The 15,849-nt window shown below is 68.8% G+C and carries 13 protein-coding genes, 1 tRNA gene, 1 pseudogene and 1 riboswitch; of the genes and pseudogenes, 7 read left to right on the forward strand and 8 right to left on the reverse strand.

From position 1 onward, the window contains the following. Positions 1-3: 3 nt before the first annotated feature. Positions 4-3,129: an efflux RND transporter permease subunit gene (locus tag H8B22_RS09775; RefSeq protein ID WP_187711243.1), complete on the forward strand. Its 3,126-nt coding sequence runs from the start codon at positions 4-6 to the stop codon at positions 3,127-3,129. 68 nt (positions 3,130-3,197) lie between these two features. Further along, positions 3,198-4,148, forward strand: a complete 951-nt coding sequence (locus H8B22_RS09780) for a TrmH family RNA methyltransferase (RefSeq protein ID WP_187711244.1) — start codon at positions 3,198-3,200, stop codon at positions 4,146-4,148. Positions 4,149-4,227: 79 nt separating this feature from the next. On the opposite strand, the gene H8B22_RS09785 is transcribed toward H8B22_RS09780, so the two are convergent. The 4 genes from H8B22_RS09785 to H8B22_RS09800 all read right to left on the reverse strand — a co-directional run bounded on the left by H8B22_RS09785 (position 4,228) and on the right by H8B22_RS09800 (position 7,322). Continuing rightward, entirely contained in the window at positions 4,228-5,670 is a 1,443-nt protein-coding gene (locus H8B22_RS09785; protein WP_187711245.1) for a M28 family peptidase, read from the reverse strand. 156 nt (positions 5,671-5,826) lie between these two features. Further along, complete coding sequence (gene mscL, locus H8B22_RS09790) at positions 5,827-6,231, reverse strand: large-conductance mechanosensitive channel protein MscL (protein WP_187711246.1); 405 nt, start codon at positions 6,229-6,231, stop codon at positions 5,827-5,829. Between the two features lie 38 nt (positions 6,232-6,269). After that, the gene (locus H8B22_RS09795) at positions 6,270-7,019 is read right to left on the reverse strand and encodes a fumarylacetoacetate hydrolase family protein (RefSeq protein ID WP_187711247.1); all 750 of its coding nucleotides are present in this window, start codon (positions 7,017-7,019) and stop codon (positions 6,270-6,272) included. 3 nt (positions 7,020-7,022) lie between these two features. Further along, positions 7,023-7,322: a hypothetical protein gene (locus tag H8B22_RS09800; protein ID WP_187711248.1), complete on the reverse strand. Its 300-nt coding sequence runs from the start codon at positions 7,320-7,322 to the stop codon at positions 7,023-7,025. A gap of 105 nt (positions 7,323-7,427) precedes the next feature. Between H8B22_RS09800 and H8B22_RS14865 the strand changes: the two genes are divergently transcribed. After that, a complete protein-coding gene (locus H8B22_RS14865) occupies positions 7,428-7,778 on the forward strand; it encodes a Rieske (2Fe-2S) protein (protein WP_407060807.1) in 351 nt (116 codons plus the stop codon). A gap of 24 nt (positions 7,779-7,802) precedes the next feature. Here H8B22_RS14865 and H8B22_RS09810 read toward each other — a convergent pair whose 3' ends face one another. The 4 genes from H8B22_RS09810 to thiS form a co-directional block, all read right to left on the reverse strand. After that, positions 7,803-9,650: an SLC13 family permease gene (locus H8B22_RS09810; protein ID WP_187711250.1), complete on the reverse strand. Its 1,848-nt coding sequence runs from the start codon at positions 9,648-9,650 to the stop codon at positions 7,803-7,805. A 20-nt stretch (positions 9,651-9,670) separates the two neighbouring features. Beyond that, complete coding sequence (gene trmB, locus H8B22_RS09815; RefSeq protein WP_187711251.1) at positions 9,671-10,396, reverse strand: tRNA (guanosine(46)-N7)-methyltransferase TrmB; 726 nt, start codon at positions 10,394-10,396, stop codon at positions 9,671-9,673. Continuing rightward, positions 10,396-11,181 carry a thiazole synthase gene (locus H8B22_RS09820; RefSeq protein WP_407060847.1) on the reverse strand — a complete coding sequence of 262 codons (786 nt, stop codon included), beginning with the start codon at positions 11,179-11,181 and terminating at the stop codon, positions 10,396-10,398. The genes trmB and H8B22_RS09820 overlap by 1 nt, the downstream gene beginning before the upstream one ends. A 233-nt stretch (positions 11,182-11,414) precedes the next feature. Further along, positions 11,415-11,504: riboswitch (cyclic di-GMP riboswitch) on the forward strand. Positions 11,505-11,544: 40 nt separating this feature from the next. Beyond that, positions 11,545-11,745, reverse strand: coding sequence for a sulfur carrier protein ThiS (thiS, locus tag H8B22_RS09825; RefSeq protein WP_187711253.1), 201 nt, complete (start codon positions 11,743-11,745; stop codon positions 11,545-11,547). Positions 11,746-11,913: 168 nt separating this feature from the next. Here thiS and H8B22_RS09830 point away from each other — a divergent pair, with 168 nt between their 5' ends. The 4 genes and pseudogenes from H8B22_RS09830 to rimK all read left to right on the forward strand — a co-directional run. After that, positions 11,914-13,743, forward strand: coding sequence for an autotransporter domain-containing protein (locus H8B22_RS09830; protein ID WP_187711254.1), 1,830 nt, complete (start codon positions 11,914-11,916; stop codon positions 13,741-13,743). A gap of 104 nt (positions 13,744-13,847) precedes the next feature. Beyond that, positions 13,848-13,921: transfer RNA gene (locus H8B22_RS09835), tRNA-Gly, on the forward strand. Between the two features lie 107 nt (positions 13,922-14,028). Continuing rightward, entirely contained in the window at positions 14,029-14,577 is a 549-nt protein-coding gene (locus H8B22_RS09840; protein WP_225876182.1) for an ATP-dependent zinc protease family protein, read from the forward strand. Further along, positions 14,574-15,425, forward strand: a pseudogene (gene rimK / locus H8B22_RS09845) (30S ribosomal protein S6--L-glutamate ligase); the annotation flags it as partial. The gene H8B22_RS09840 and the pseudogene rimK, both read left to right, overlap by 4 nt. Positions 15,426-15,849: the final 424 nt, after the last annotated feature.

The raw sequence follows: 15,849 nt of genomic DNA on the forward strand, positions 1-15,849 counted from the left end.
GCCATGCTGCTGTCCGACATCTCCATCAAGCGCCCCGTCTTCGCGACGGTGATGTCGCTGATCCTGATCGTGCTCGGCGTGGTGTCCTTCACCCGCCTGCCGCTGCGCGAGCTGCCCGACGTCGATCCGCCGGTGGTGTCGGTCAACACCAGCTACACCGGTGCGTCGGCGGCGGTGGTGGAAAACCGCATCACCCAGGTGCTGGAAGACGCGATCAGCGGCATCGAAGGCGTCGACCTGATCACCGCGACCAGCCGCAACGGTCGCTCCGACATCAACATCGAGTTCACCCTGACCCGCGACATCGAAGGCGCCGCCAACGACGTGCGCGATGCGATCAGCCGCGTCAGCAACCGCCTGCCCGAGGACGTCGACCCGCCGCAGGTCGCCAAGCAGGACAGCGACTCCTCGCCGATCATGTTCCTTAACCTCAGCGATCCCACGCTGACCGCGCAGCAGCTCACCGATTATGCCGACCGCAACCTCGCCGACCAGTTCTCGTCGATCGACGGCGTGTCCTCGGTGTTCATCGGCGGCGGCCAGCGCTACGCGATGCGCGTGTGGCTGGACGCGAAGGCGCTGAGCGCGCGCGGCCTCACCCCCGACGACATCGGTACCGCGCTGCGTCGCGAGAACATCGAACTGCCCGGCGGCAGCATCGAATCGCAGACCCGCGAATTCGCCCTGCGCGTGATGCGCGGCTACCAGACCGCCGAGAGTTTCGCCGGCCTGGTGGTGGGCAAGGGCAGCGACGGCCACGTCATCACCCTGGGCGAGGTGGCGAAGGTCGAACTGGCCACCGAAGAACGCCGCGCCTACTACCACGGCAATGGCGTGCCGCAGATCGGCCTGGGCATCGTCGCGACGTCCACCGCCAACTCGCTGGAAGTGGCGCAGAAGACCCGCGCGCTGGTGGCGCAGGTGTCGAAGAGCCTGCCCAAGGGCATGGAGATGACCGTGGCCTTCGATTCCACGGTGTTCACCGAGGCCGCGGTCGACGAGGTCTACACCACGCTGGCCGAGGCAATCGCGCTGGTGCTGCTGGTGGTGTTCGTGTTCCTGGGCAGCGTGCGCGCCGCGCTCATCCCCGCGGTGACGGTGCCGGTGTGCATCACCGCCGCGTTCATGGCGCTGTACGCCTGCGGCTTCTCGATCAACCAGCTCACCCTGCTGTCGCTGGTGCTGTCGATCGGCCTGGTGGTCGACGACGCGATCGTCGTGCTCGAGAACTGCCAGCGCCGCACCGACCTGGGCGAGCCGCCGCTGCTGGCGGCGATGCGCGGCACGCGCCAGGTGGCGTTCGCGGTGATCGCCACCACCATCGTGCTGATCGCGGTGTTCCTGCCGATCGCGTTCATGGAAGGCAACACCGGCCGCCTGTTCCGCGAACTGGCGGTGGCGGTGGCCGGCGCGGTGGCGATTTCCGGCTTCGTCGCGCTGACGCTGACGCCGATGATGTGTTCGCTGCTGCTGCGGCCGCATACGCACAAGGGTGGATTCAACAACTGGGTGAACGAGCGCCTCGACACGCTGACGCGCTGGTACCGCGGCCTGGTGCAGAAGGTGGTCGGGCGCGGCTGGCTGCTGGCCGCGGCGATGGTCGCCACGTTCGTGCTCAGCGGCGTGCTGTTCAAGCTGGTGCCGTCGGAACTGGCGCCGGCCGAGGACCGCGGCGACTTCAACGTTTCGATCACCGGCCCGGAAGGCGCGGGCTACGACTACATGGTCGGGCAGATGGCCGAGATCGAGAAACGCCTGCTCACCTACACCGGCGACGACAAGCCGCTGGCGCGCGTGATCACCCGCGTGCCGGGCGGCTTCGGCGGCCAGAACAGCGCGTTCAACAGCGCCCGCGCCACGGTGTTCCTGAAGCCGTGGGACGAGCGCGAGGTCACCACGCAGGAGGTGATGGACGACGTGCGCAAGTCGCTGTCCGACCTGCCGGGCGTGCGCATCACCGCGGAAGTCCGCCAGGGCCTGGTGCGCGGCTTCGGCCGGCCGGTGCAGTTCGTGCTGCGCGGACCGACCTACGAGACGATCGCGCAGTGGCGCAACCGCATGCTGCTGCGGATGGAAGAGAACCCGCGCCTGCTCAACGTCGATTCCGACTACAAGGAAACGCTGCCGCAGATCCGCGTCGAGATCGACAAGGCGCGCGCGGCCGACCTCGGCGTGCCGGTGCAGGCGATCGGCAACGCGCTGCAGACCATGCTCGGCTCGCTGCGCGCCGGCACCTACGAGAAGGATGGCGAGGAGTACTACGTCATCATGCAGGCGCCGCTGGAGAACCGCCGCAGCCTGACCGACATCACCGGCCTGTACGTGCGTTCGACCACCACCGGCAAGCTGGTGCCGCTGTCGAATCTGGTGAAGCTGACCGAGAACGCCGAAGCCGGCACGCTCAGCCGCTTCAATCGCATGCGTGCGATCACGTTGAGTGCGGGCCTTGCGCCCGGCTACACCGTCGGCGAGGCGCTGGAATACCTGCGCGGCATCGCCGCCGAGGAACTGCCGCCGGAAGCGCAGGTCGACTACCGTGGCGAGTCGCGTGAGTTCATGAAGTCGAGCGGCGCGATCTTCTTCACCTTCGGCATGGCGCTGCTGGTGGTGTTCCTGGTGCTGGCGGCGCAGTTCGAGAGCTTCCTGCACCCGCTGGTGATCATGCTGACGGTGCCGCTGGCGATGCTCGGCGCGCTGCTCGGGCTGACCATCTGGGGCGTCAGCCTCAACCTCTACAGCCAGATCGGCATCGTCATGCTGGTCGGCCTGGCGGCGAAGAACGGCATCCTGATCGTCGAGTTCGCCAACCAGCTGCGCGACGAAGGCCGCTCGGTGCTCGAAGCGATCATCGAAGCGGCGACGGTGCGCCTGCGCCCGATCCTGATGACCTCGGTGGCGATGATCTGCGGCGCGGTGCCGCTGATGCTGTCCACCGGTGCCGGCGCCGCCAGCCGCGCCAGCATCGGCGTGGTGATCGTGTTCGGCGTGGCGTTCTCGACGCTGCTGTCGCTGTTCGTGGTGCCGGCGTTCTACGCCCTGCTCGCGCCGTACACGAAGTCGCCGGATGCGGTCGCGCACGAGCTGGAGAAGCTGGAAGCGAGCACGCCGCCGGTCGTCGGACACTCGTAAGCCGTGGTTGGAGCGGCGCGGCGCAGCCATGGCGCCGCCCCTCCGCGTCGAAGCGGTAAGCTGCACGCATGTCCGATCAACGCCCCCGCCCGCCGCGTCGCCCGCCTGGCGCCGGCCCCTGGAAATCCGCGCCGTCGTCGCCGTCCTCCCCGCCGCGCGAGCGCACGCCGCGTCCGCACGACGCGCCGCGCGCTGCCCATCACCACGCGCCACGCGCGCCTGCGCACGATCACGACGATCCGTGGCAGGACGACGCTGGCGAGCACGCGATGCACCCCTCGCGCGCGCGCCGCGATCTCGAGCTGCGCCTGTATGGCCTCAATGCCATCCACGCCGTGTTCGCGCGCCGGCCGCAGGCGATCCGCAAGCTGTACCTGATCGAGTCGCGCATTCCCGCGCTGCAGCCGCTGCTGAAGTGGTGCGTCGCCCACCGCGTGGGTTACCGCGTGGTGGAAGAGGGCGACCTCGATCGCCTCGCCGCCAGCACGCACCACGAAGGCGTGGTCGCCGACGTGCTGCGCGAAGAGCCGCAATCGTTGTCGACCTGGCTGCGCGACCTCGGCGCCGGCCCGCAATGCGCGCTGTGGCTCGACGGCGTCGGCAACCCGCACAATTTCGGCGCGATCCTGCGCTCGGCGGCGCACTTCGGCGTCAGCGCGATCCTGCTGCCCAAGCATTCGCCGCTCGCGCTCTCCGGCGCCGCCGCGCGCGTGGCCGAAGGCGGCGCCGAAGCGGTACCGATGGTGCGCCTGGGCCGCCAGGACAATTCGCTGGCGCAGTTGCGCAGCGCCGGTTTCGCGCTGGCGGCGACCGTGGTCAAGGGCGGCAGTGACGTGTTCGAGGCGACGTTGCCGCAGCGGCTGGTGTTCGTGATGGGCAGCGAAGGCGAGGGCATGGACCGCGAACTGGCGGCCGCCTGCGACACGCGGGTGTCGATCCCGGGCAGCGGCGCGGTGGAAAGCCTCAACGTGGCCGCGGCCACGGCGGTGTTGCTGGCGGCCTGGCGCGCGCGGTTGTAACGCGCAACCCGACGATCCGACCCAGCCTACGAAAAAGCCCGGGATTCCCGGGCTTTTTCGCGTCGCTGCACGTGCATTCCTATTCCGACGGCGGCGAAACCGGCTTCGCTTCGCTGCCGAAGTCGCCGTCCGCGCTCGCCGCGAGGTAGGCGAACACCGCGTATGCGGCGACGTTCTGCGCCAGCGCCTTGGGCTCGATCTTGTCGAGGGTGTCGTCCGGCGTGTGGTGGTAGTCGAAGTAGTCGCTGCCGTCCTGGCGCAGCGTCGCCCAGGCCATGCCCTGCGCGGCGAACGGGCTGATGTCCGGACCGGGGCCGCCTTCGGTCGGCGTGTGCGCGATGCCCAGCGGGGCGAGTGCTTCGGCGATCTGCGTCACCGCGCCCTGCGCGTAGTCCGGCGCGCCGCTGCGGAAGGCGTAGATGCGGCCGGCGCCGAAGTCGCTTTCCGCGGCGAGCTGGTGCTTGCGGATGGCGCCGAGGTGCTTCGCCGCGTATGCCTTGCCGCCGTAGAGGCCCTGTTCCTCGTTGGCGAAGGCGACCACGCGGATGGTGCGCGCCGGGCGCTGCTTCATCTGGCCGATCAGCGCGCCGGCAGCCATCGTCAGGCCCACGCCCGCGCCGTCGTCGATGGCGCCGGTGCCCGGATCCCACGAATCCAGGTGGCCGCCGATCAGCACGACCTCGTCGGCCTTGCCGCCCTTGCGTGCGCCGGTGATTTCGCCGACGACGTTGTGCGAGAGCGCCTCGCCGTTCCAGCCGCAGTCGAGCTCCACGCGCACGCGCACGGGGCCGCGTGCCACCAGCCGCGCGAGCTGGTCGGCATCGGGCAGCGACAGCGCGGCCGACGGCACCGGGGTCAGGCCTTCGTCGAAGCGGGTGATGCCGGTGTGCGGGTTGCGGTGCGAATCGGTGCCGGCCGAACGCATCAGGAACGCCGCCGCGCCGGCGCGGATCGCCGCGGACGGTCCGCGGCTGCGCACGCGGCTGCCCATGCCGTATCCCGCACCGTCGCGGGCGCGCGCCATGGTGTGGTCGACGAAGGCGATCTTGCCGGCCAGCGAGCCGGCCGGCGCCGCTTCCAGCGATGCGAGGTCGGCGAAACGCACGACTTCGGCCTCGACCGTGCCACCCGGGCTGCCGCCCAGGGCGAGGATCGACAGCCGCTGCGCGTGCGCGCCGAGCACGGCGGCGTGCTCGCTGCGGCGTTCCCACTTCGGGAAGCGCACCTCTTCCAGCCACACCTTGTCGTAACCCAGTTCCTTGAACTTGGCCTGCGCCCACTGCACCGCGCGCGCATCGGCTTCGCTGCCGGCGAGGCGCGCGCCTACCTCGGTGGTCAGCGATTCGGTGATCTCGTAGCCGAGGTTGCTGGCCAGCGCCTGTTCGCGCAGCTGCGAGGCCCGGGTCATCGCCGCGTCCGGAATGGTGGTGGGGCGTTGCACGGCCTGTAGCGGCGCGGCGAGAGCATGCAGGGGTAAAGCTAGAACCAGGGAAGTGGCAAGAACCCACGGCACAACGCGCATCACGGCTCCTTTGGCGAACTTTGTTGGCAAGAAAAAACGCGAAGGCCGCGAGCTTAACCGCCCGCGGCCCTGTTCCGTTGTGCGCCACGCCATGGCAGGCGTGAAAGTTTTTGGCGGCAGCCGCGAATGTCGCTCGTGGCCGCCGCCGTGCCGCCGTCAGCGCTTGAGCGAATCGCGGATCTCGCGCAGCAGCAGCACTTCCTCGGCCGGCGCCGCCGGCGCGGCCTCGGCCGGCTTGCGCATGCGGTTGACGGCCTTGACCACGATGAAGATGGCGAACGCGATGATCACGAACTGGACGATGGCATTCACGAATTCGCCCAGACCGAGCGCGACCGCCGGGATTTCCTTGCCGGCCGCGTCCACGGTGGCTTCCTTCAGCGTGACCGCCCACTTGGAGAAGTCGACGCCACCGATCAGCAGGCCGATGGGCGGCATGATGATCTTGTCGACGAACGCGGTGACGATCTTGCCGAACGCCGCGCCGATGACCACGCCGACGGCGAGGTCGAGTACGTTGCCGCGCGAGACGAATTCCTTGAACTCCGCAATCATGCCCATCTGTGTTCTCCCGGTTGGACGGTGGGTGGCGTGGCCGACTATACCGAAGCGATGGCAGGCAGGATGCGGCCGTGCAGCACCAGCGCCATGCGCCCGTCGCCCGCATCCAGTCGTGCCTCGACGCTGTCGCCTGGCAGCAGCGGACCCACGCCCGCAGGCGTGCCCATGAAGATCAGGTCGCCGGCGCGCAGCGCGTACAGCTTCGACAGCGCGTGGATGATGTCGGCGACGTTCCAGATCAGGTCGGACAGCGCGCCGTGCTGGCGCACCTCGCCGTTGACGCGCAGCGTGAGCGCATGCGCGTCGAGCGCGCCGAGTTCCGCCGCGGGCACGATCGCGCCGATCGGCGCGGCGTGCTCGAACGACTTGCCGGTATCCCACGGCAGGCTCTTCGCCTTCGCCGCGGCCTGCAGGTCGCGGCGGGTGAGGTCGAGCCCGACCGCGTAGCCGTACACGAGCGACATGGCGTCGGCGGTCGCGATGCCGCCGGCCGGCGCACCGCGGCCGAGCGCGACCACGAGTTCGACTTCGTGGTGCAGCTCGCGCGTGCCGGGCGGATAGACCACCGCGCCGTCGGTGACGATGGCGTCGGCGGGCTTGAGGAAGAAGGTGGGATTGCCGCGTTCGGCCGCGGAAGCGGGGGCGGCTGCACCCATCTCACGCGCGTGCTCGGCGAAGTTGCGACCGACGCAGTAGATGCGATGGACGGGAAACTGGCTGTCGGGCGGGAGGCCGGTGCCCTGCACCGGCACGCGCGGTTGCGGCGCGGCGACGACGACGTCGGGCATGCGTCAGCGCGGCAGCGAGACGGGATCGACCACGCGGAATTCGCCGTCGAGCACGCGCGCGTCACGCGCGCCGCGCTCGTTGAGAGCCGGCTTGCCGCGCTGCTTCCACAGCTTGAACAGCAGGCCGGCGCCGATCATCGCGGCACCGACGAACACGCCGAACATCACCAGCACCGCCAGCAGCGCCAGCCCGACCAGGCCGAGGACCACGCGCAGCACGCGATGGCGCGGCTTGCGCGGTGCCGAGAACGCGGTGCGCATGCGCGCATTGAACTGGTCGAAGCGGAAGGCGTGGGCAAACATGCGTGGACTGACCCCTGTGGTGACACAATCCGGTCACGGGACCGGGGCCGCAGTATCGACGGCCGCCCCGGACAGAGTGTGAGAACTGCGTTAAACATTGAGACCGTGGACACAAACCAGCCCTCTGCGCGCACCGCCCTGGTCGCCTTCGACGCCATCGTCGACGGCGGTTTTGCCGAATCCGAGGCGGTCGTCGATGGCGATGCCGAATCGCTGATCCTGTACCGGCAGGGCGATGCCGTGCGCGCGTGGATGAACATCTGCCCGCACGCCGGGCGCCGGCTCGACTGGGCGCCGGGACAATTCCTGAAGAGCAAGGATGGCCTGCTGGTGTGCGCGGCGCACGGCGCCAGCTTCGAGCTCGCGCACGGCGAATGCGTGGCCGGGCCGTGCCGCGGCGAAGCCCTGCGTGCGGTGGTCGTCGAAGTGCGCGACGGCAAGGTGTGGCTGGCGTAAGCGCGCGCGGACGCGCGGCGCGCTTCAGCGGATGACCAGCTGCACCATCGCCACGCTCACCGCGATGTAGACCAGCGACAGCGGTCCGCCGATGCGCCACATTTCCTTGCCGGTGTAGCCGGCCGGGCCGACGATCATCGAGACCACCGGGTTCGACGCGGTCATGAAGTTGTTGGACGCCGACAGCGCGACGATCAGCGCGAACGCGGTCGGATTGCCTTCCGCGGCGAGCGCGAGGTTGATCGCCAGCGGCACCATCACGATGGTGGCGCCGACATGGCTGATCACCAGCGAGAACGCGGTGGTCAGGATGCCCACCAGCAGCTCCAGCACCCACACCGGCGTGCCGCGCGGCAGCTGTTCCAGTGAATGCCCGGCCACCCACGCCGCCGCGCCGCTGGAATCCATCGCCCAGCCGAGCGGGATCAGGCACGCCATCAGGAACACGGTGCGCCAGTTGATCGCGGAATAGGCCTCGTCGATGTGCAGCACGCCGGCGATCAGCATGCCGGCCACGCCGGTCATCAGCGCGATCGACACCGGCAAGCGCGAGGACAACGCCAGCAGCATCGACACCGCGAAGATGGCGAGCGCGATCTTCAGCTTGTGCGGCCGCTGCTCGCCCTTCGGGTAATCGGTGACGACGACGAGGTCCTTGCTCTGCGCGGCTTCGGCCAGGTCGGTCCAGATGCTGTGCAGCACCAGCATGTCGCCGCTGCGCAGGCTCACGCTGCGCAGGTCCTCGCGCAGCACCTGCTTGTCGCGGTTGACCGCCAGCAGGCTCAGTCCGAGGTTCTTGCGCAGGCCCAGGTCGCCGGCCTTCATGCCCAGGAAGCGCGAGGTGGGCGGGATGACCGCCTCGGAGATGCCGGCGCGACTGGGGTTGAACAGGTCGGCGAAGTTGCGCAGGCGCGAACTCAGGCGCAGGAAGTTGTTCTGGGCGAAATCGGCGACCGCCTGCCTGTCGCCCATGGCACCGAGCACGCTGCCCACCCAGATGCGCGCTTCGGCAGGCGGCGCCAGCCGCGATTCGTCGCCGGTCTTGAGCGCGAGCAACAGCGGTGCGCCGCGCAGGGCTTCGGCTTCCCCGACCGACATGCCCACCAGCGGGCTGTCGGCGCCCACCGTGAGTTCGTAGACCTCGCCTTCGATGCCATAGGTCTTGGCGAAGTAGCTCTGCGTGCGGGCGGGCGTTGCGCCGCCGCCGGTGTCTTCCTTGCCGCGCAGGCGCTTGTCGCCGAACCAGTGGAAGTAGCCGAGCGAGGTGGCGAGCAGCGCCAGGCCGATCGGCAGCGGCGCGAACATCTTCAGTGGTTCGATCGTCGCCGCGCCCGAGGGCAGGTTGGCGTTGGCCGCGACCAGCAGGTCGTTGAGCAGCATCAGCGGCGAGTTGCCGACCATGGTCAGCGCGCCGCCCATCACGATCGCGGCCGCGATCGGCAGCAGCAGGCGCGGCAGCGACAGGCCCGTGCGCGAGGACAGGCGCGAGGCGACGGGCATGTACAGCGCCATCACCGACGGGTTCTGCATGAAGGACGAATTCAGGCCCGCGATCGCGGTGGTGAACAGCAGCAGGCGCTGCTCGATGCCGTTCGAGCGTCGCAGCAGCCAGCCGGCGAGGCGGTTGAGCGCGCCGGTGCGGTCGAGCCCGGCGCCGAGGATCATCGTCGCGATGATGCTGATGACGGCGTTACCGGAGAAGCCGTTGAACAGCAGCTCCGGTTCGACCAGCCCCGACAGGCCCAGCAGCACCAGCACGACCAGCGCGACGACGTCGGCGCGGATGCGCTCGAACAGGAACATCACCATCGTGAAGCCCACCAGCCCGAGGACGAGCTTCATGTCGGTGGTGAGCGGGAGGGCGGTGTCCATGCCGGGCGGTCAGCGCATCATCAGTTCTTGTCGTAGAGAAGATCCCAGACGCCATGGCCGAGCTTCTGGCCGCGGGTCTCGAAATGCGTTTGCGGGCGCCATTCCGGGCGCGGCACCGTCCCGCGCTCCCCGGCGCGATTGACGATGCCCGGTGTTGCATCGAGCACATCCCACATCTGCTCGGCATAGTCGTGCCAATCGGTGGCGAGGTGCAAGCGACCGCCATGGGCGAGCTTGGCCACGATCAGGCGCGCGAACTCCGGTTGCACGAGGCGGCGCTTGTTGTGGCGCTTCTTGTGCCAGGGGTCGGGGAAGTAGATGCGGACCTCGTCCAGCGAGCCGTCGGCGATCTCGTTGCTCAGCACTTCCACCGCGTCGTGGTGGTACAGGCGCACGTGGTCGCTGCCGTCCTGCGCCAGCGCGTTGAGCAGGCGGCCGACGCCGGGGGCGTGCACCTCGATGCCTATGTAGTTGCGCGACGGGTCCTGCTGGGCGGCGAAGCGCAGCGCCTCGCCATTGCCGAAGCCGATCTCGACCACGCGCTTCGCGCTGCGGCCGAACGCGGCGTCGAAGTCGCGCGCTTGCCCGGCGTAGTCGAGGCCGAAGCGCGGCCACAGTTCGTCGAACGCGCGCTGCTGCGCCGGCGTGAACCGGCCCTGGCGCAACACGAAGCTGCGGACCTTGCGAACGCCTTCTTCGACGGTGAAGGGCTTGGGCGGGGTCTTCTTTTGCTCCTGATCGGCCATCAGGCGATCAGCCCATCCACCGGCGACGAGGCGCTGGCGTAACGCTTGCGCGGAATCCGTCCGGCCTTGAACGCGGCGCGGCCGGCTTCCACGGCCAGCTTCATCGCATGCGCCATCAGCACCGGATCCTTCGCGCCGGCGATGGCGGTGTTCATCAGCACGCCGTCGCACCCCAGTTCCATCGCGATCGCGGCATCCGAGGCGGTGCCGACGCCGGCATCGACGATGATCGGCACCTTCGCGTTCTCGATGATCTCGATCAGGTTGTAGCGGTTCTGCACGCCCAGGCCGGAACCGATCGGCGCAGCCAGCGGCATCACCGCGACGCAGCCGATCTCCTCCAGGCGCTTGCACAGGATCGGATCGTCGCTGGTGTAGACCATCACGTCGAAGCCGTCCTTCACCAGGATTTCCGCCGCGGCCAGCGTCTGCACCACGTCGGGGTAGAGGGTCTTCTGGTCGCCGAGTACCTCGAGCTTGACCAGGTTGTGGCCGTCGAGCAGTTCGCGGGCGAGCCGGCAGGTACGCACCGCATCGTCGGCGGTGTAGCAGCCGGCGGTGTTGGGTAGGATCGTGTATTGCTGCGGCGGCAGCACGTCGAGCAGGTTGGGTTCGCCCGGGTTCTGGCCGATGTTGCTGCGGCGGATCGCCACGGTGACGATCTGCGCGCCGGCGGCATCGGTGGCGCGGCGGGTTTCGTCGAGATCCTTGAACTTGCCGGTGCCGGTGAGCAGACGGGACGAATAGGCCTTGCCGGCGATGACCAACGGGTCTGCGGGCGGCATGAAGAGTGCGGGGAGCGTCATCCGCGGATTTTAGCAGCGGCGTCGTGGGCCCCGCTGCGTCGATCGCGGGCCGCTGGAAATAACCGTCCATCGCCCGGGCGCGCGGACATGGCCGCCCCGGGCGTGCGCCTGCGTTGGGATGAATCGGCAGGAAGCGTTACAGCCCGGACCCGGAACGTTCCCCTGCGTTCCCCCGGCACGACTCTCTTGCTACGCGCGGTTTACACCGTGCGGTACGCCAATGGCACACCCGGTGCGAGCCGGGGCCGCAAAGCCACGGATCCCGGACGACTCCCTCCGTCCGGGATGGCCGGGCTTCCTTACCGCCGGTGTCTACCGCGCGTCACCTGAGCCGTTGCGGTGTCAGCCACCGCCCAGGGCGTGCACGATCTCGATCCGGTCGCCTTCGCCGAGCCTGTGCTCGCCATGCCGGCTGCGCGGCACGATCTCGCCGTTGATCTCGACCGCGACCCGGCGTTCGCCCAGGCCCTCGGCCTGCAGCAGTTCCAGCACGGTCAGCGGGGTGGCGAGCGCACGCGGCTCGCCGTTCAGAACGATTTCCATGCCGCCATTGTCGTCTCCCGCCGCGATCGCGGCCAGCGGCCATGCCGCGCCGCGGCTTGTGCGCCGCGTCACGGCATGCTTCGATGCGTCGCCATGCGGCCGCGTACGTCAAGCCGCGTGCAAACCAATCCAGACCAATAAGAAATTCGGACTCATTTAGGGAGAGAGATGATGAAGAAGCCTGCCCGCCGCCTGCTTGCCGCCGCCCTGGCGCTGGCTACGGCGCCCGCTTTTGCCGGTCCGTTCACGCAGACCGTGTTTTTCGGCGACAGCCTCACCGACTCCGGTTTCTACCGGCCGTTCCTGGTGCAGAACGCCGGTCCCAGCGCCGCCACCGTGGGCCGCTTCACCACCAATCCGGGCCTGGTCTGGGCGGAATACCTCGCCAACTACTACGGCACCAACGCCGCACCGGCATGGGGCCTGACCAATACCGGCATCGTGGCCGATACCGGCAGCAACTACGCCGCGGGTGGCGCGACGGTCAAGCCGGGTCCCGGCTTCCCGCCGTCGGTGCCGACGCAGTTCGCGCCCTCGCTGGGCACGCAGGTGACCGCGTATCTCGCCCGCAACGGCGGCAGGGCCGACCCGAACGCGCTCTACACGGTGTGGGGCGGCGCGAACGACCTGTTCTTCGCGCTCAATGGCGCGATCACCACCCAGCAGTTCCTTGGCTCCGCGCAGACCCAGGTCGGCCTGGTCAACACGCTGACCGTGGCGGGCGCGCGCTACATCCTGGTGCCGACCATGCCGGACGTCGGCCTGACCCCGTTCGGCCTGTCGCAGGGTGCGGCCGGTTCGGCGGGCATCACCGCGCTGGTCAACGGCTACAACCAGACCCTGTTCGGTGGGCTCGCGCAGCAGAACCTGCGCGTGATCCCGCTCGACACCTTCCACCTGCTGCGCGAAATCAGCGCCGCTCCGGCGACCTATGGCTTCAACAGCGCCACGATTCCGGCCTGCGCCGGCACCTCGCTGACCTGCGTGAGCGTGGGCAGCGGTCGTGCCTTCGCCGACGGTGTGCACCCGAGCAGCGAAGCGCACGCGATCCTCGCCCAGTACGCGGTCTCGGTACTCGAGGCGCCAGGCCAGGTCGCGCTGCTGCCGAACTCCGCCTCCATGGTCGGCCGTTCGCGCGCCGAACGCGTCGCCGCCCACGCCAGCGCGCCGCAGGCCGATGGCATGAAGTGGTGGAGCGACGTGCGTGGCGACTTCCAGCGTTACGGCGACGGCGATGTCTACGACGGCGCCGGTCCCACGCTGACGTTCGGCGTGGACTGGAACAGCGGCAACTTCGTCTACGGCGCGTTCGCCGGCTACGGCCGCCAGGGCATGGATTTCGGCCAGCGCAAGGGCAGCTTCGACCAGACCGACCTCACCCTCGGCGGTTTCGCCGGCTGGTACGGCGAGGGCGGCGGCTGGGTCAATGCGCAGCTGAGCTGGAGCCAGGTCGACTTCGACGTCGACCGCGAAGTGGTCCTCGGTCCGGCGGTGCGCAAGCACAGCGGTTCGGCCGACGGCGAGAACCTGACCGGTGGCGTGAGCGCCGGCTGGGAGTTCGGTGAAGGCGCGCTGCGCCATGGTCCGGTGCTGAGCGTGCTTGCGCAGCGCATCGACGTCGACGGCTACGCCGAAGACGGCGCGGATCTCTCCACCGCGCTGGCCTATCCCGACCAGAGCTTCGATTCGCTGATCGGCAGCGTGGGCTGGCAGGCGAGCTACGTCATCAACGACCACCTCCAGCCGTACGCGCGCCTGACCGCCGACCGCGAGTTCGAGGATGCGCCGGAAGAAGCGTTCGCACAGCTGCAGTCGATGCCGGGCACCGCGCCGTACGCGGTGCCGGGCGTGCAGTTCGACCAGGACTACAGCACGCTGACCTTCGGAGCGCGCACCAAGCTGTTCGGGCTCGACGCCAACATCGGCACCAGCGTCACCGCCGGGCAGAAGGGCGCCAACCACGCGACGCTGTTCGCAACCATCGGTTCGAACTTCTGACGATAGCGGTACGCGCGACATGCGAAGGGCCCCGCGGGGCCCTTCGCTTTTTGCGGCGTCCGCGTTGCCAAGCCGGCGAGGCGGGGCATAGACTCTGCCGCCAGGCGGGTGTAGTTCAATGGTAGAACTTCGGCTTCCCAAGCCGATAGCGTGGGTTCGATTCCCATCACCCGCTCCAACTTCAATGCTTCCGGAACGGCGATTCGCCAGCGGTCCGCAAGCAACAAAACCGTAACGGCAGTCGCGTCAGAGTGACTGCCGTTTTTTCTTTTCCGGGATCTCGTCGTGGCGCATCAGGTTGCCCAAGGAAACGACGGTCGCATCGCGTTGGGTTGGCGCGAATGGGCCAGCCTGCCGCGGCTCGGCCTGCCTGCGGTGCGTTGCAAGATCGACAGCGGCGCACGCAGTTCGGCGCTGCATGTCGATCGCTGCTGGCGCTTCATCGAGCGCGGCGTGCCGTGGGTCGGGTTCCAGCTCAGCAACGACGGCCATGGCGAGGCGCTGGTGCAGGCGGTCGCGCCGGTGTTCGATGAACGCGACGTCATCGATTCCGGCGGCCACCGCACCCGGCGCATCTTCCTGCGCACGACGCTGCAGCTGGCTGGCGTGGAGCGCGAGATCGAAATAAACCTGACAGATCGGCAGCGCATGCTGTTCCCGATGCTGCTGGGCCGCACCGCGATGGCGGACCTGTTCACCGTCGATCCGGCGCGCTCCTACCTGCACGGGCGCCGCAAGCTGGCGCACCACGGCGCCCCGGTTGCCCGGGCCAGCGATGTCGCGGCGATTCCCCTGTTCAACCGGCTTCCGGCCAGCGATTCCAGGCCCCTATGAAACTCGCGATCCTGTCGCGCAACAGCAAGCTGTATTCCACCCGGCGCCTGGTCGAGGCCGCCCGTGAGCGCGGCCACAGCGTGCGCGTGCTCGATCCGCTGCGCTGCTACATGCGCATCGCCAGCGACGGCTTCGCCATGCATTACAAGGGCCGTGCCCTCGCCGATTACGACGCGGTCGTGCCGCGCATCGGCGCGTCGGTCACCCGTTACGGCACCGCGGTGCTGCGCCAGTTCGAACTGATGGGCACCTACACGCCCAATCCCTCCGACGCGATCCTCAAGGCGCGCGACAAGCTGCGTTGCCACCAGCTGCTCGCGGCGCAGGGCATCGGCCTGCCGGCGACGGTGTTCGGCGACAACCCCGACGACACCCACGACCTGCTGGCGATGCTCGGGCCGCCGCCGCACGTCATCAAGTTGAACGAAGGCACCCAGGGCGCGGGCGTGATGCTGACCGAGAAGCCGTCCGCCTCGCGCAGCGTCATCGAGGCCTTGCGCGGTCTCTACGCCAACTTCCTGGTGCAGGAGTTCGTCGCCGAGGCCAAGGGCGCGGACCTGCGCTGCTTCGTGGTCGGCGACGCGGTGGTGGCGGCAATGAAGCGGCAGGCGCCGAAGGGCGACTTCCGTTCCAACCTGCACCGGGGCGGCACCGCCAAGGGCGTGCGCGCGAGCGCGGTCGAGCAGGAGGTGGCGATACGTGCCGCGCGTGCGCTCGGTCTCGGCGTCGCCGGTGTCGACCTGATCCGCTCCAAGCGCGGACCGCTGGTGCTCGAAGTGAATGCGTCGCCGGGCCTGGAGGGCATCGAGGAGGCCAGCGGGGTGGACGTGGCCGGGGCGGTGATCGAGTTCGTGGGCGGCCGCTCGCGGCGCCCCCGGACCCGCCCGACCGGGGCAGGGCGGTCCCTCGCTGAAAAAATGGCCGTCGGAAATTACTTTTAGCAATCAATCGCTTAATTGTTAAATGCTGGCGCGGCGCGAATGCCGGCCGGGTCAAATAACGAAATTTTACATGCCCCTTTTAACGGACTTTTAGTTCCGGCAGGCGTAGCCTGAGCACACCGGAATCCCGCTGCTTCCTCGTCAACAGTCGGTCGCAGGATGACGGTAATCGGGGCAACACCCTTTTTGACCCGGATGCGGCGGCCCCGCATCCGGGTTTTCTTTTTTTCGTGATCGCGATGGGCGCATCGCCGCCCGCGAGCGCGCAAAACCGGCAGTCGGGGATCGTTTCACCCAGATTTGTTAAACGGGATTTGTTAATTTCACGCCA

Source organism: Lysobacter terrestris (assembly GCF_014489475.1).
Taxonomy (GTDB): Bacteria; Pseudomonadota; Gammaproteobacteria; order Xanthomonadales; family Xanthomonadaceae; genus Agrilutibacter; species Agrilutibacter terrestris.

Bases quoted from the DNA above. Each gene is read 5' to 3' on its own strand.
- H8B22_RS09810 (WP_187711250.1), bottom strand. From the start codon at position 9,650: ATGGACACCGCCCTCCCGCTCACCACCGACATGAAGCTCGTCCTCGGG.
- H8B22_RS09795 (WP_187711247.1), bottom strand. From the start codon at position 7,019: ATGCCCGACGTCGTCGTCGCCGCGCCGCAACCGCGCGTGCCGGTGCAG.
- H8B22_RS09780 (WP_187711244.1), top strand. From the start codon at position 3,198: ATGTCCGATCAACGCCCCCGCCCGCCGCGTCGCCCGCCTGGCGCCGGC.
- H8B22_RS09820 (WP_407060847.1), bottom strand. From the start codon at position 11,181: ATGCCGCCCGCAGACCCGTTGGTCATCGCCGGCAAGGCCTATTCGTCC.
- trmB (WP_187711251.1), bottom strand. From the start codon at position 10,396: ATGGCCGATCAGGAGCAAAAGAAGACCCCGCCCAAGCCCTTCACCGTC.
- H8B22_RS09800 (WP_187711248.1), bottom strand. From the start codon at position 7,322: ATGTTTGCCCACGCCTTCCGCTTCGACCAGTTCAATGCGCGCATGCGC.
- H8B22_RS09785 (WP_187711245.1), bottom strand. From the start codon at position 5,670: ATGCGCGTTGTGCCGTGGGTTCTTGCCACTTCCCTGGTTCTAGCTTTA.
- thiS (WP_187711253.1), bottom strand. From the start codon at position 11,745: ATGGAAATCGTTCTGAACGGCGAGCCGCGTGCGCTCGCCACCCCGCTG.
- H8B22_RS09775 (WP_187711243.1), top strand. From the start codon at position 4: ATGCTGCTGTCCGACATCTCCATCAAGCGCCCCGTCTTCGCGACGGTG.
- H8B22_RS09830 (WP_187711254.1), top strand. From the start codon at position 11,914: ATGATGAAGAAGCCTGCCCGCCGCCTGCTTGCCGCCGCCCTGGCGCTG.
- mscL (WP_187711246.1), bottom strand. From the start codon at position 6,231: ATGGGCATGATTGCGGAGTTCAAGGAATTCGTCTCGCGCGGCAACGTA.